Source organism: Chromohalobacter sp. 11-W, from assembly GCF_029889905.1.
In the GTDB taxonomy this organism is placed as follows: Bacteria; Pseudomonadota; Gammaproteobacteria; order Pseudomonadales; family Halomonadaceae; genus Chromohalobacter.
This window is the reverse complement of sequence record NZ_JARANZ010000009.1, coordinates 39,657-54,217: the sequence shown is the minus strand read 5'-3', so window position 1 is coordinate 54,217 and position 14,561 is coordinate 39,657. Positions and strand designations below refer to the sequence as shown.

Annotated in this window: 15 protein-coding genes; all 15 read left to right on the top strand. The window is 62.7% G+C overall.

Annotated elements, in window-relative coordinates; all coding sequences use genetic code 11:
* Positions 1 to 186: 186 nt before the first annotated feature.
* The 15 genes from serS to OP494_RS13210 all read left to right on the top strand — a co-directional run bounded on the left by serS (position 187) and on the right by OP494_RS13210 (position 14,558).
* The gene (gene serS, locus OP494_RS13280; RefSeq protein ID WP_280541408.1) at positions 187 to 1,464 is read left to right on the top strand and encodes a serine--tRNA ligase; all 1,278 of its coding nucleotides are present in this window, start codon (positions 187 to 189) and stop codon (positions 1,462 to 1,464) included.
* A 165-nt stretch (positions 1,465 to 1,629) separates the two neighbouring features.
* Positions 1,630 to 2,502: a uroporphyrinogen-III C-methyltransferase gene (cobA, locus tag OP494_RS13275; protein WP_280541405.1), complete on the top strand. Its 873-nt coding sequence runs from the start codon at positions 1,630 to 1,632 to the stop codon at positions 2,500 to 2,502.
* A 397-nt stretch (positions 2,503 to 2,899) separates the two neighbouring features.
* Positions 2,900 to 4,150: an urea ABC transporter substrate-binding protein gene (urtA, locus tag OP494_RS13270; protein WP_280541549.1), complete on the top strand. Its 1,251-nt coding sequence runs from the start codon at positions 2,900 to 2,902 to the stop codon at positions 4,148 to 4,150.
* Between the two features lie 239 nt (positions 4,151 to 4,389).
* Positions 4,390 to 5,958, top strand: coding sequence for an urea ABC transporter permease subunit UrtB (gene urtB, locus OP494_RS13265; protein WP_280541546.1), 1,569 nt, complete (start codon positions 4,390 to 4,392; stop codon positions 5,956 to 5,958).
* Positions 5,955 to 7,007, top strand: coding sequence for an urea ABC transporter permease subunit UrtC (gene urtC / locus OP494_RS13260; RefSeq protein WP_280541403.1), 1,053 nt, complete (start codon positions 5,955 to 5,957; stop codon positions 7,005 to 7,007). The genes urtB and urtC overlap by 4 nt, the downstream gene beginning before the upstream one ends.
* Positions 7,004 to 7,870, top strand: coding sequence for an urea ABC transporter ATP-binding protein UrtD (gene urtD / locus OP494_RS13255; RefSeq protein WP_280541400.1), 867 nt, complete (start codon positions 7,004 to 7,006; stop codon positions 7,868 to 7,870). Before urtC ends, urtD begins: the two co-directional genes overlap by 4 nt.
* Positions 7,870 to 8,580: an urea ABC transporter ATP-binding subunit UrtE gene (urtE, locus tag OP494_RS13250; protein WP_280541398.1), complete on the top strand. Its 711-nt coding sequence runs from the start codon at positions 7,870 to 7,872 to the stop codon at positions 8,578 to 8,580. Before urtD ends, urtE begins: the two co-directional genes overlap by 1 nt.
* Positions 8,577 to 9,521 carry an urease accessory protein UreD gene (locus tag OP494_RS13245; RefSeq protein ID WP_280541397.1) on the top strand — a complete coding sequence of 315 codons (945 nt, stop codon included), beginning with the start codon at positions 8,577 to 8,579 and terminating at the stop codon, positions 9,519 to 9,521. The genes urtE and OP494_RS13245 overlap by 4 nt, the downstream gene beginning before the upstream one ends.
* 57 nt (positions 9,522 to 9,578) lie before the next feature.
* Entirely contained in the window at positions 9,579 to 9,881 is a 303-nt protein-coding gene (locus OP494_RS13240; protein ID WP_280541396.1) for an urease subunit gamma, read from the top strand.
* An 8-nt stretch (positions 9,882 to 9,889) separates the two neighbouring features.
* Entirely contained in the window at positions 9,890 to 10,222 is a 333-nt protein-coding gene (locus tag OP494_RS13235) for an urease subunit beta (RefSeq protein WP_280541394.1), read from the top strand.
* Positions 10,219 to 11,934 carry an urease subunit alpha gene (gene ureC / locus OP494_RS13230; protein ID WP_280541393.1) on the top strand — a complete coding sequence of 572 codons (1,716 nt, stop codon included), beginning with the start codon at positions 10,219 to 10,221 and terminating at the stop codon, positions 11,932 to 11,934. The genes OP494_RS13235 and ureC overlap by 4 nt, the downstream gene beginning before the upstream one ends.
* Positions 11,935 to 12,048: 114 nt before the next feature.
* Positions 12,049 to 12,543 (top strand): urease accessory protein UreE, encoded by a 495-nt coding sequence (gene ureE / locus OP494_RS13225; protein WP_280541392.1) that lies wholly within the window; start codon positions 12,049 to 12,051, stop codon positions 12,541 to 12,543.
* The gene (locus tag OP494_RS13220) at positions 12,533 to 13,225 is read left to right on the top strand and encodes an urease accessory protein UreF (RefSeq protein ID WP_280541391.1); all 693 of its coding nucleotides are present in this window, start codon (positions 12,533 to 12,535) and stop codon (positions 13,223 to 13,225) included. Before ureE ends, OP494_RS13220 begins: the two co-directional genes overlap by 11 nt.
* 11 nt (positions 13,226 to 13,236) lie before the next feature.
* Positions 13,237 to 13,896: an urease accessory protein UreG gene (gene ureG, locus OP494_RS13215; protein ID WP_280541390.1), complete on the top strand. Its 660-nt coding sequence runs from the start codon at positions 13,237 to 13,239 to the stop codon at positions 13,894 to 13,896.
* 56 nt (positions 13,897 to 13,952) lie between these two features.
* Positions 13,953 to 14,558 carry a HupE/UreJ family protein gene (locus OP494_RS13210; RefSeq protein ID WP_280541388.1) on the top strand — a complete coding sequence of 202 codons (606 nt, stop codon included), beginning with the start codon at positions 13,953 to 13,955 and terminating at the stop codon, positions 14,556 to 14,558.
* The last annotated feature ends 3 nt before the right edge of the window (positions 14,559 to 14,561 follow it).

The following is a 14,561-nucleotide window of genomic DNA, read 5'->3' as shown; positions in this document are numbered from 1 at the left end:
TATGGCCGCCTGTGCCAGGGCGTCGTCGGGACGCCGGTATCTGGCACCACTTTACTTCAGCGCGCCGCGTGACGCATCCCGCCTGCGGGTTCGAGAAGGCGGTGAGCGTGGTGAACGGCGTGGCTTTTCCCTACAATGTGGGCCTATTCACGTGGCTTCATTATTTCTTTTCGACGGATAAGATCCATGCTCGATCCTAAATTGTTGCGCAGCGACCCGGCATTGGTCGCCGAACGACTGGCCCGTCGCGGCTTTACTCTCGACACGGCGCACCTCGAGACGCTGGAATCGCAGCGCCGCGAGCTGCAGACCGAGACCGAACGCCTGCAGAACGAGCGCAATACGCGCTCCAAGGCGATCGGCCAGGCCAAGGCATCGGGCCAAGATATCCAGCCGCTGCTCGACGAGGTCAGTGACCTGGGCGAACGCCTCGATGCGGCAAAAGCGCGCCTCGCCGACGTGCAGGCGCAGTGGGACGCGTTCGCGTTGGCGCTGCCCAACCTGCCCCACGACAGCGTGCCCCAAGGTGTTGATGAAGCCGACAATGTCGAGCTGCATCGCTGGGGAACGCCGGGCACCTACGACTTCGACGTGCGCGATCATGTCGATCTGGGCGCCAAGTTCGGTTACCTCGATTTCGAAATGGCGGCCAAGTTGACCGGGTCGCGGTTCGCCGTCATGCGCGGTCCCATCGCGCGTCTGCACCGTGCACTGGCGCAGTTCATGCTCGACAAGCAGACCCGCGAGCACGGTTACGAGGAATGCTACGTTCCCTATATCGTCAATGACGACTCGCTCACCGGCACGGGGCAACTGCCCAAGTTCGGCGAAGACCTGTTCAAGCTGGAAGGGGAGAGCGACTATTACCTGATCCCCACCGCCGAAGTACCGCTGACCAACATGGCGCGGGAGCAGATCTTCACCCCGGCTGAATTGCCCTTGAAGCTGACGGCGCATACACCATGCTTTCGCAGTGAGGCCGGCGCCTATGGGCGCGATACCCGCGGCATGATTCGTCAGCACCAGTTCGACAAGGTCGAGATGGTGCAGATCGTCGAGCCGGAAACCAGCTATGACGCGCTGGAGGCCATGCGTGGGCATGCCGAGGCGATCCTTCAGGCGCTCGAGCTGCCGTATCGCGTGGTCACCCTATGTGCCGGCGACATGGGCTTCGGTGCCACCAAGACCTACGATCTCGAGGTCTGGCTGCCGAGCCAGGAGACGTATCGCGAGATTTCTTCGATCTCCAACTGCGAGGATTTCCAGGCGCGTCGCATGCAGGCCCGCGTACGTCATCCCGAGCAGAAAAAGCCGCAGCTCGTGCACACGCTAAATGGCTCCGGCCTGGCGGTGGGGCGCTGTTTGCTGGCGGTGCTCGAAAACTACCAGCAAGCCGATGGCGCGGTGGTGATTCCCCAGGCGCTGCGTGCCTACATGGACGGCGTCGAGCGGATCAACGCTTGATGGCTATATGAACGGAGCATGCCATTGCCGTACGCGGGCAATGGCATGCCTAGCCACTTGGTTATAACCTTCCAACCAGACGTTCCTTCCTGCGGATAGTCTAGACCCTTATCTTTTCGGCTATATAATTTCGTTTTTTAAGTCGATTCGGGAATAAACGACGCCATGCCTGCATCTCCTCATGACGCCACTTCACGTCAACCGAGCGCCACGCCCAGCCCTGGGCATGTCGCTTTGGTGGGCGCCGGCCCCGGCGATCCCGAACTATTGACGCTCAAGGCGCTGCGGTTGTTGCAACAAGCCGACATGGTGCTGCACGACCGGCTGGTCAGCGACGAAATCATGGCGCTGGCCAATCCCGAGGCGCGACGACTTTATGTCGGCAAGGCGCGCTCCTCGCATAGCGTGCCTCAGGAAGGCATCAATCAGGCATTGGTCGACTGGGCGCGTGCCGGTCATCGTGTGGTACGGCTCAAGGGCGGCGATCCGTTCATTTTCGGGCGCGGCGGCGAAGAGCTGGAAACCCTGGCCCAGGCGGGTGTCGCGTTCGAGGTGGTGCCCGGCATCACCGCGGCGAGCGGTTGCGCCGCCTATGCGGGAATTCCATTGACCCATCGCGATCATGCCCAGTCGGTGCGTTTCGTCACCGGGCACCTCAAGAACGGTGGCTGTGATCTCGAATGGCCGACCCTGGCACGTCCCGGGCAGACGCTGGTGTTCTACATGGGGCTGGGGACACTGGCGACCATTCGTCACCAACTACAGGCGCATGGCTTGCCGAGTCAGACGCCACTGGCGTTGATCGAGCAGGGCACCACGGCGCGCCAACGCGTGCATGTGGGGACGCTGGAGACACTCCCCGAATCAATGCAGGCGGCCATCGAGGCAGGTGATATTCGTCCGCCGACGTTGATCGTAGTCGGCGATGTCGTTTCCCTGCACGGCACGTTGGACTGGTTCGAGCCCGGCGCCGCGACCAGCCAAGGGTGGCAAGACGGCAAACATCCCACGCCACTGGGTAATGCCTCGAGCGTCTGATCCCAGGCGCTTGTCTTCCTTCCTTTCTGGGGCATGCCGGAGTGTCGGGCGCTGCGTTGCATTCACCGTTTCCTATCGACTCTGCTTCCATGCACCTTCTTGGTGCTTTTTGAATTTGAAAGCCCACTTGTTGGTGCATCCATGTTGGCTGTTTGCGCTAAAATAGTGCGCAAAAGCTCACTCCGCCCTTTTTGTATACTTCTTAAGTATCTGTTATTGAATGATTTTTAACCCTTGTGCACGAGATTGGCACATGCCTTGCGACATGTCGTGTAGACGCCATCGAGCGTCGTCGCTGGATAACACGACAACAGCGTGAGTCGCGCTGCATAACAATCAGATTCGCAAGGAGTCATTCGTGAACAAGATCTCCACTACCACTGCATTGTTGCTGTCAATGGGTATCGCGTTGCCGGCCGCTGCTCAGGAAGACGACACCATCAGGGTCGGTATCCTGCATTCGCTCTCCGGCACCATGGCTATCAGCGAGTCGACGCTGAAAGACGAAATGCTGATGCTCATCGAAGAGCAAAACGAGAAAGGCGGGCTGCTGGGCAAGAAACTCGAGCCCGTGGTGATGGATCCGGCGTCGGATTGGTCGCTGTACGCCGAGCAGGCACGCGACATGCTGACCGGCGACGATAAGGTCGATGTGATCTTCGGCAACTGGACCTCGGCGTCGCGCAAGGCGGTGTTGCCGGTAGTCGAGGAAGAAAATGGCCTGCTGTTCTATCCGGTGCAATATGAGGGTGAGGAGTCGTCCGAGAATATCTTCTACACCGGCGCGGCGCCCAATCAGCAGGCGATTCCCGCCGTCGATTATCTGAGAAGCCAGGGCGTGGAACGCTGGGCGCTGCTGGGCACCGACTACGTTTATCCGCGCACCACCAACAAGATTCTCGAGGCGTATCTCAAGGATCATGGTGTTGCGGATGACGACATCATGGTCAATTACACGCCGTTCGGGTTCAGCAACTGGCAGTCGATCGTCTCCGACGTGGCCGACTTCGGCAGCCAGGGCAAGAAGACCGCCGTGGTCTCGACCATTAACGGCGATGCCAACGTGCCGTTTTATACCGAGCTTTCCAATCAGGGGATCAGCGCTTCCGACATTCCGGTCGTCGCCTTCTCGGTGGGCGAGCAGGAACTCAGCGGGATCGACACCGGACCGCTGGTGGGGCACATGGCGGCGTGGAACTACTTCATGAGCGTCGATAGCGACGCCAACTACGACTTCATCGACAACTGGGTCGAATACACCGGTGACGAGACCGCCGTTACCAACGATCCCATGGAAGCGCACTACATCGGCTTCAACATGTGGCTGGAAGCGGTGCGTGAAGCCGGTACGGCGGACGTGGACGCAGTGAAGGATTCCATTATCGGGGTCACGGTGCCCAACCTCTCCGGCGGCTCCTCGGCAATGATGCCCAACCACCACATCACCAAGCCGGTGATGATCGGCGAGATCCAGGACGACGGCCAATTCAGCGTGGTCTGGGAAACCTCGGGCAACGTCGCGGGCGATGCCTGGTCCGACTATCTCCCGGAATCGCAGAACTTGATCAGCGACTGGCGCGCGCCGCTGCGTTGCGGAAAGCTCAACGTCGATACCATGACCTGTGAGGACGGCGCCGGCGCCGAGTGAGCACGCTGACGGTGGGCGTGTGCCGCTCACCGTTTCCTTCCAGTCAAGGCGCCCGTTGCGGCGGGCGCTCGTGAACCGTGCGCCGCGACCCTCGCGGCGCGAGAAGGACTTCTTCGATGACGCCAACTCATACAACGATATCCCGTTTGCGGGGTAATTCCGGATTGAGGCGCGTGACCGGATTGAACCTGGCTTTTGGGCTGAACATCGTCTCCGGACTCTGGCGTTGCCTGCCGGTCATGGCCGCGCTGCTGGCGTGTTTCGCCCTCGTGTCGCCGGCGCAGGCCGATGTCTCGCCGGAACGGGCGCGGACGTTATTGCAGGCCCTGGCTACCGATGATTTCGACGCCAAGGCCGACGCCGCCCAAGCTATCGCCGCCAGCGACGCGGCACAGAAAACGCGCTGGCTCGACGCTTTGCTCGACGGCCGTTTGGGACGCGAACGCCGTGGCGAGCGTTTCTACATCATCACCGATGATAGCGGCCGCGAATGGCCGATCATCGATGCCATCACCTTCGAGGATGCCGGTACCGGCTCCCGACGCAGTGTCGATGCCTTCCGCATCAACAACGACTTGCGAACGCAGTTGCAGGGTTTGATCGCTTCGCTGTCGCTTGGTGCGGGCGACGAGGCAACGCGTCTCGACGCCGCCAAGCGTTTGATCGGCGAGGTCGATGCGCAAAGCGTGGATGCGGTCGCGACACAGCTCGACAACGAGGAAAGCCCTGCGGTACGCGCCGAGATCGAAACCGCGCTGGCGTTGTATCGCGTGGAGCAGGGACAAGGCGAGGCGCTGGCGACCTTGCAAGGCAATCTCGACACCCGCGTACGCAATTCTCTGACGACAATCGCCAATAGCGACGCTCCGATTGCCGCCGATGCCGAGCGAGTTCTGGCGGGCATCGAGAACAAACGCGCCTGGTACGAGCGTGGGCAGACGCTGTTCTTCGGTTTGAGCGCGGGCTCGGTGCTGGTACTGGCGGCGATCGGCCTGGCGATCACCTTCGGTGTGATGGGCGTGATCAACATGGCGCACGGTGAATTGATCATGCTGGGCGCCTATACCACCTGGATGATCCAGCAGCTGTTACCCGGACAGCCGGGGCTGGCGTTGTTGCTGGCAATCCCCGGCGGTTTCCTGGTCGCGGGCGCGTTCGGCATCCTCATCGAGCGCAGCGTGATTCGCTTTCTCAAAGGCCGGCCGTTGGAGACGCTGCTGGCGACCTTCGGTATCAGCCTGATTCTGCAGCAACTGGTGCGTACGGTGTTCTCGCCGCTCAATCGGCGCGTGAACTCGCCGGACTGGCTGCAAGGGGCGTGGCACCTCAACGAAGCGCTGTCGTTGACCCTCAATCGCCTGGGCGTGCTGATTTTCTGCCTGGTGGTGTTTGCCGCGCTATGGGCGTTGATGCGCTACACGCGGCTGGGGCTCGAGGTGCGTGCGGTGACCCAGAACCGTGCCATGGCACGCTCGATGGGGGTACGTGCTGCGCGGGTAGACATGCTGACCTTCGGTCTGGGGGCCGGTGTAGCGGGGCTGGCGGGTGTCGCGCTCTCGCAGATCACCAACGTCGGCCCCAACCTGGGGCAGAGCTACATCGTCGACTCCTTCCTGGTGGTGGTCTTCGGCGGCGTCGGTAATCTCTGGGGCACCTTGGTCGCCGGCATGTCGCTGGGCGTGATCAATCAGGTCCTGCAGCCCTGGGTGGGCGCGGTGCTGGCCAAGGTGATCGTGCTGATCGGTGTCATTCTGTTCATCCAGAAACGTCCGCAGGGCCTCTTCGCGCCCAAGGGGCGGACGTCATGAGTCTCGCCACGATGTTCAAACGCAACTCTCTGCTCGATGAACGCTCGACCTGGGTCACCAGCGTCGTACTGGTCGTCGGCATGCTGGCAGTAGTCGTGCTTCATGCTTTGCCGCCGGATCATGCCTGGCATCTGAACGGTTCCGTCGTCTCGCTGCTGGGCAAATACCTGACCTACATGCTGCTGGCGCTGGCGGTGGACCTGATCTGGGGCTATCTAGGTATCCTGAGCCTGGGCCACGGCGCCTTCTTCGCCTTGGGGGGCTATGCAATGGGCCTTTATCTCACGGCGCAAGATGCTCCCCTGGAAGGCTGGCAAAGCGCCATGGCCCATTTTCCCGTGGCGGCGCTCGGTGTGGTCCTGGCGCCTGGTTTGCTGGCGCTGGTGTTTGGCTGGCTGGCGTTTCGCTCGCGGGTCACGGGGGTGTATTTCTCGATCATTACCCAGGCGTTGACGTTCGCGCTGATGCTGGCCTTCAACCGCAACGAAATGGGCATGGGCGGCAGCACCGGACTGACGCGGTTCGATGAATTGCTGGGCTTTTCGCTGTCTAGCGAGAGCATGACGGTGGCGCTGTTCGTGGCCTCCGGCGTGGCCGTCTTGCTGGCCTTCTGGGGCTGTAAGGCGCTCACCCGCTCACGGCTCGGCCGGGTGTGCATGGCCACGCGCGACGCCGAGGCGCGAGTGCGCTTCATCGGCTACCGCGTCGAGCACGTCAAGCTGGCGGTGTTCGTGCTGTCGGCGATGATCGCGGGTATCGCCGGTGCGCTCTACGTGCCCCAGGTGGGCATCATCAACCCCAGCACCTTCGCGCCGCTGTTCTCCATCGAGGTCGTGGTGTGGGTCGCGCTGGGCGGTCGGGCCACGCTGTACGGGGCGCTACTCGGCGCCTTGGTCGTCAATTATCTCAAGACGGTGCTGACCGGTGTGATGCCGGATGCCTGGCTGTTCCTCCTGGGCGGCTTGTTCGTGGTGGTCACCATGTTCCTGCCGCAGGGCGTAGCGGGCTTGATGGCACACCTGCGTCGGCGTCGGGAGGTGGCCACATGAGCATGATGGATGCACAACGCCTGCGCGAGTTCGCGCGTCCCGACCGTGTCTTCGATTTCATGGCGCCGGCGCGTTCGCCCGTCGATGTGCGCCATGGGCCGATTCTCTATCTCGAGGATGTCAGCGTGAGCTTCGATGGCTTCAAGGCCATCGACGACCTCAATCTGACCATCGATGACGGCGAGCTACGCTGCATCATCGGCCCCAACGGCGCCGGCAAGACCACCATGATGGATATCATCACCGGCAAGACGCGTCCCGATCGTGGTCAGGCCTGGTTCGGCAGCCGCCACAATCTATTGCAGATGGACGAGCCACAAATCGCCAACCTGGGCATCGGACGCAAGTTCCAGAAGCCTACCGTGTTCGAGGCGTTGTCGGTGAGCGCCAACCTCGAGCTGGCGATGGCCGGCGACCGGCGCGTGTGGAAGACCTTGCTGGCGCGTCTCGATCACGAGGGGCGCGAACGCATCGACGAAGTGCTGGAGACCATCGCCTTGAGTGCCGAGCGCGACCGCCTGGCGGGTGTGCTCTCGCACGGTCAGAAGCAGTGGCTGGAGATCGGCATGCTGCTGATGCAGCGCCCACGCCTATTGCTGGTCGACGAACCCGTGGCCGGCATGACCGAGCCGGAGATGCACCGTACGGCGGATTTGATGACGCGCCTGGCCGGCCAGCAGTCGGTGGTGGTCGTCGAGCATGATATGGGGTTCGTGCGCTCCATCGCCCGCACCGTCACCGTCCTGCACCAGGGCAGTGTGCTGGCCGAAGGCAGCATGGATGAAGTCGCCAACGACCCGCGCGTGATCGATGTTTACTTGGGCGGTGACGACGACCCAGCCGATACGCGGGAGGAGGGATAATGCTCAGTGTCGACAGGCTCAATCAGTATTACGGCGAAAGCCATATCCTTCGCGATCTCTCGCTGGACGTACCGCAAGGGCGCTGTACCTGCGTGATGGGCCGCAACGGCGTGGGCAAGACCACCTTGCTCAAGGCCGTCATGGGCGAAGTGGCGGTGCGCGATGGCCAGGTACGCTTCGCTGAAGAGGACTTGCTCAAGCGCCGCCCGGAGACGCGAGCCGATCTGGGCATCGGCTACGTGCCGCAGGGGCGCCAGATATTCGCCACCCTTAGCGTAGAGGAAAACCTGCGCATCGGCCTGCCGGCGCGACGCAAGCGTGTGCAGAGCGGATCGGAACGCGGCATTCCCGAGCGTATCTATGAACTCTTCCCGGTCCTCAAGGAAATGCGCCACCGGCGTGGCGGCGATCTTTCCGGCGGTCAGCAACAGCAACTGGCAATCGGCCGGGCGTTGGTGATCGAGCCGCGCCTGTTGATCCTCGATGAGCCCGGCGAAGGCATCCAACCCAATATCGTTGCGCAGATCGGCGAGGTGATCCGCCGCCTCAATCGCGAGGACGGCCTCACTGTGTTGCTGGTCGAGCAGAAGCTGCCGTTCGCGCGCAAGTTTGCCGATCGCTTCACGATCATGGATCGCGGCCAGACAGTGGCCGGTGGCGAGATCGGCGAGCTCGACGACGACCTGGTCAAACGGCATTTGACGGTATGACCCACTACGAATCGCCATCGCATCTTGCAGCCAGTGAGGCGACTGCTTCGAATGCCTCCGGGCATCGTTTCGACACTCATCGGCACTGGGCGGCGTCCCTGTCGTTGCGGTTCGCCGCACGCGGCGAGCGCACACGCATGACGCGGGCGCGCCACCACGGGCCCTTGCGTGTGCAGCGGCCGTTCTATCCCGAAACGGTCCATGTCGCCGACCCGCACTATGCCGAGCCCCCGTATGCCGAGCCCTGCCATGTGTATCTGTTGCATCCCCCGGGCGGGCTGGTCAGTGGTGATGAGCTGCGTATCGAGGCCGAGGCCGAGCGCGGTGCGCATGCCCTGTTGACTACGCCAGCGGCGACCAAACTCTACCGCGCCGATCGCAATGGCGTGAGCTGGGGGCAGCACACGCATCTGAGCGTGCAGCCGGGCGCACTTCTCGAATGGCTACCGCAGGAAACCTTGTGTTTCGACGGCGCACGTGGCCAGCAGAGCACGACGTTAGATGTGCAGGGCGATGGTCGCTGTGTGGGCTGGGAAGTCCTGGCGCTGGGGCGCCCCGCCAGCCAATTACCGTTTATCAGCGGCCGGGTCGAGCAGCGTTTCGCGTTGACGCGCGACGGCCAACCGCTGTGGCTGGAACGCCAGCCACTCGATCCCGCGCATCCGCGCTTCCAGGGGGCGTGGGGGCAAGGTGGACGCACGGTGCAAGCGACGCTCTGGGCGGTGGGATTCGACGACCCTGCGGCGGCCGTGGAGGCTCTGCGCCAGCAGTTACCCAGTTCGACGCAGTGGGCGGTGACCCAGCGCCTCGACGTACTGCTTCTGCGCTACCTCGGGGATTCTCGCAATCAAGCCTGGGATCTGTGCCAGCGGGCCTGGGAACTGCTGCGCCCCTGGCTTTGCGGACGCGAAGCATGTGTGCCGAGGATTTGGATGACCTGAGGGCTCGGGCGACGCCCGAAGCTCGAAGCCCGAATACATGAAGAGAGAGTTGCCGATATGGAACTGACCCCGAGGGACAAGGATAAGCTGCTGTTGTTTTCCGCCGCGCAGCTTGCCGAGCGCCGCCGTGACCGTGGCTTGAAGTTGAATTATCCCGAGGCGGTGGCGTTGATCAGCTTCGAGATTCTGGAAGGTGCACGCGATGGCAAGAGCGTCGCCGAGTTGATGGGCTACGGCCGCGAGATCCTGACGCGTGACGATGTGATGGAAGGCGTGGCCGAGATGGTCGATGAGGTGCAGGTGGAGGCGACCTTCCCCGACGGCACGAAGCTCGTCACCGTGCATAATCCTATTGTCTAGGAGGTGTCATGATTCCCGGTGAATACCAGTTGAAAGCAGACGCAATCGAGCTGTGCGCGGGACGCGAGCGGATCAGCGTCGAGGTCGCCAATACCGGCGACCGGCCGGTTCAGGTCGGTTCTCACTATCACTTTGCCGAGACCAACCCGGCGCTCATCTTCGACCGTGACAAGGCACGCGGCTACCGCCTCGATGTGGCGGCGGGCACGGCGATCCGCTTCGAACCTGGTCAGACACGTGAGGTGACGCTGATTCCCTATGCGGGGCGCCGATACATCTACGGCTTCCACGGTGATGTGATGGGCAGCCTCGAGCAATCCGGCGCGGGAGGAAAGTCATGAAGCCGAGTAACACGATCAGTCGCCAGGCCTATGCCGACATGTACGGGCCAACCGTCGGCGATCGCGTGCGTCTGGGCGATACCGAGCTATGGATCGAGGTCGAGAAGGATCACACCCATTACGGCGACGAGGTCAAGTTCGGCGGCGGTAAGGTCATCCGCGATGGCATGGGTCAGAGCCAGCGCAGCGATGCCGCCGTCATGGACACGGTCATCACCAACGCCTTGATTCTCGACTGGTGGGGCATCGTCAAGGCCGATGTCGGCCTCAAGCATGGCCGCATTGCGGCGATCGGCAAGGCCGGCAACCCGGATACGCAACCGGATGTCGAGATCATCATCGGTCCGGGCACCGAGATCATCGCTGGCGAGGGCAAGGTCCTGACGGCGGGCGGCCTGGACGCGCATATCCACTTCGTATGCCCGCAGCTGGTGGAAGAAGCGCTGATGAGCGGGATCACCACCATGCTGGGTGGCGGCACCGGCCCGGCTACCGGCACCAACGCCACCACCTGCACCCCGGGCGAGTGGCACCTCGGCAAGATGCTCCAGGCTGTCGATGACATGCCGATGAACATCGGCTTTCTCGGCAAGGGCAACGCCAGCCTGCCCGAGGCGCTGGAAGCGCAGCTCGAGGCCGGCGCCATGGGACTCAAGCTGCATGAGGACTGGGGTACCACGCCGGCTTCTATCGATAATTGCCTGAGCGTGGCCGAGAAGTACGATGTACAGATCGCCATCCACACCGACACGCTCAACGAGTCGGGCTTCGTCGAGGACACCCTGGCGGCGTTCAAGGAACGCGGCATTCATACCTATCACACCGAAGGGGCGGGTGGCGGTCACGCGCCGGACATCATCACGGCGTGTGCCAAGGACTACGTGCTGCCGTCGTCGACCAACCCCACGCGGCCCTACACGGTGAACACCATCGACGAGCATCTCGACATGCTGATGGTGTGCCACCACCTCGATCCCAATATCCCTGAAGATGTGGCCTTCGCCGACTCGCGGATCCGCCGCGAGACCATCGCCGCCGAAGACATCCTCCACGATCTGGGCGTGATCTCGATGATCGCTTCCGACTCCCAGGCCATGGGGCGGGTCGGCGAGGTGGTCTGCCGTACCTGGCAGACGGCGCACAAGATGAAGGTGCAGCGTGGCTTGCTGCCCGAGGACCGCGAACTCGGTGCCGACAACCATCGCGCCAAGCGCTACATCGCCAAGTACACGATCAATCCGGCGATCACGCACGGTATCGCCAATGAGGTGGGCTCGGTGGAGGTCGGCAAGCTGGCCGACCTGGTGCTCTGGGACCCGGCGTTCTTCGGCGTAAAGCCGGCATTGATCCTCAAGGGCGGCATGATCGCCGCCGCGCCGATGGGCGATCCCAATGCGTCGATTCCGACTCCTCAGCCGGTTCACTACCGGACCATGTTCGGCGCGCTGGGTCGGGCGGCGAGTCAGACGCGTCTGAGCTTCGTCAGCCAGGCTGCGCTCGACGCAGGCATCAAGGCGCGTTTGGGACTGCATAGTGAGCTGGCGGCGTGCAAGGACGTGCGGCAGGTACGCAAGTCGGATATGAAGCTCAACGATGCCTGCCCCAAGCTCGAGGTCGATCCGCAGACGTATGAAGTCCATGCCGATGGCGAACTGTTGACCTGCGAGCCGGCGACGGAATTGCCGCTGGCTCAGCGCTATCACTTGTTTTAAGGCCATCAAGGCTGAAGTTCTTGGTGGGAGGGACTTCAGTCCCGATGGTTTCAGACGGCTTCTATCGCGAATAAATTCGCTCCCACTACTGACCTACGCGTGCTGAGGTGACACATGCTGAAACTAAATGAACGCCTGGGGCCGGTCACGGTGGAGCAGGCCAACGACACCTTGACGCTGCCGTTCGAGTCGCGCATGCGCGGGCGCCTCAAGGCGGTAAGCGACGGCGGCCGTGAGCTGGGGCTATTCCTCGACCGAGGGCCGGTGCTGCGCGATGGCGACGGCTTGCGGGCGGAAAACGGCGAGATCGTGCGTGTGCGCGCCGCCGCAGAGCCCATGGTGACCGCGCGCACCGCCTCAGGGCTGCCCTTGGCGCGCCTCGCCTATCACTTGGGAAATCGTCATGTGCAATTGGCTATCGGAGACGATGACGGCGGTGGCTGGGTGCGCTTTCCCCCGGATCATGTGCTCGAAGCGTTGGCCGAGCGGTTAGGAGCGACGCTAGAGCATCACAACGCGCCGTTCGATCCCGAGCCCGGCGCCTATGCTGCCGGAGAAGCCCATCAGCATACGCATGATCATGCCCACGAGCACGACCATGTCCACTGAACGGCAAGCGGGCCACGACCCGTTGGCCTTGGCGGGATTGCTGCAACTCGTCAGCCCGGCGTTACCGATCGGCGCCTTCGCTTGGTCGCAAGGTCTCGAGAGTGCGTTGGAACTCGGCTGGGTAGAGGGCGAAGCGAGCCTTGGCGAATGGATTGCCGGGGTGCTGGACGATGGTCTGACGCGCTGCGAGTTGCCGGTTCTGGCCCGCGTTTACCACGCCTGGGTGCAAGGCGATGGCGAGGCGCTGGCCTATTGGAACGCCTGGCTCCAGGCCAATCGTGAAACCCATGAATTGCTCGAGGAAGAACAGCGCCTGGGCGGCACTCTGGTGCGACTGCTGCATAGCCTCGAGCAAGTGCCCGAGACACCGGCTCTACCCGACACGCCGGGTTACGTGGTGGCCTTCGCCTTGGCGGCACGCGTGCGGGGTGTGAGTTGTGAGGATGCCATGCTGGGGTTTGCCTGGGCCTGGCTGGAGAACCAATTGACGGTGGCCTGCAAGGCATTGCCGTTGGGGCAGACGAGCGCGCAGCGTCTTATCGAGAAGTTGCGTCCCCATCTGGGCGATGCGGTGGCGACGGCCATCGCGCTGGACGACGAGGAGCTGGGGCCGGCATTGCCCGGCTTGGCGTTGGCCAGCGCGTTGCACGAAACCCAGTATTCACGACTGTTTAGAAGTTGAGGAGAAAGGATATGACACATTGTCTACGCGTCGGGGTCGGCGGCCCGGTGGGGTCCGGCAAGACGGCCTTGCTCAAGCAGCTCTGTTTGGCACTGCGCGATCATTACGATATCGCCGTGGTCACCAATGACATCTATACCCGCGAGGATGCCGACTTCCTGCTCAAGCACGACGCCTTGGAATCCAACCGCATTCTGGGGGTAGAAACTGGAGGGTGCCCACATACGGCGATCCGCGAGGACGCCTCTATGAACCTGGCGGCCATCGACGAGCTGCAGTCACGTCATCCGGGGCTCGAGTTGGTGATGGTCGAATCCGGTGGCGACAACCTGTCGGCGACGTTCAGCCCCGAGCTTTCTGATCTGACGATCTATGTCATCGATGTGTCCGCCGGAGACAAGATCCCGCGCAAGGGCGGGCCGGGGATTACCAAGTCGGATCTATTAATCATCAACAAGATCGATATCGCCGAGCAAGTGCATGCCTCGCTGGAGGTCATGGAGCGCGATGCACGCAAGATGCGCGGCGAGCGCCCCTTCGTGTTCGCCAATCTGTACGACGGAGTGGGGCTCGAGACGATCGTCGACTTCATCCTCGAGCGCGGCATGCTGCCCGAGCGTCGTCCGCAGCATGCGGGCCAGGCAGCCGCCGATGTAGCACCGAGTCCCTAAGGCACGCTGGTTATCACTGACTATTCGGTTGTCACTGACTATAAAGGAGAATATTCATGTCCCTGTCTCGTCTTCACAAGCGCCATCTGATCCTGGCGTTGTCGCCCTTGCTCTTGTTGTTCGCCGGTTCCGCATTGGCGCACCCGGGGCATATGCCGCATTCGCATGCCGGCAGTTTCATGGCCGGCTTGACGCATCCCTTGACCGGGCTCGATCACTTGTTGGCGATGGCGGCCATCGGGCTTTGGAGCTTCCGTCAGGCCGGGGCGTTACGCCGTGCCATGCCGTTGTTGATCGCGATGGGTATGCTGGTGGGCGCCGGTCTGGCCTGGATGGGCGTGCCGTTGATGGGCGTCGAGTTCGGCATTGCCTCGAGCGTGCTGCTGGCCGGGGTACTGCTGGCCACTCTGGTGCGTTTGCCGAGTGCGCTGGGGGGCGTGCTGGTGTTCGCGTTCATTCTGATGCATGGCCATGCGCATGGCAGCGAACTGGCGCCAGGCGCCTCCGCGCTGCTTTACGCACTGGGCTTCGTGCTGACCAGTGTGGCCATCACCCTGGCAGGACGTGTGCTCGGCGAGTGGCTGTCGCGTCATGACAACCGTTGGCTACGTGGCATCGGCGCCGCCATTGCTGCTGCCGGCGGCGCCTTGTTGATGGGCTAAACC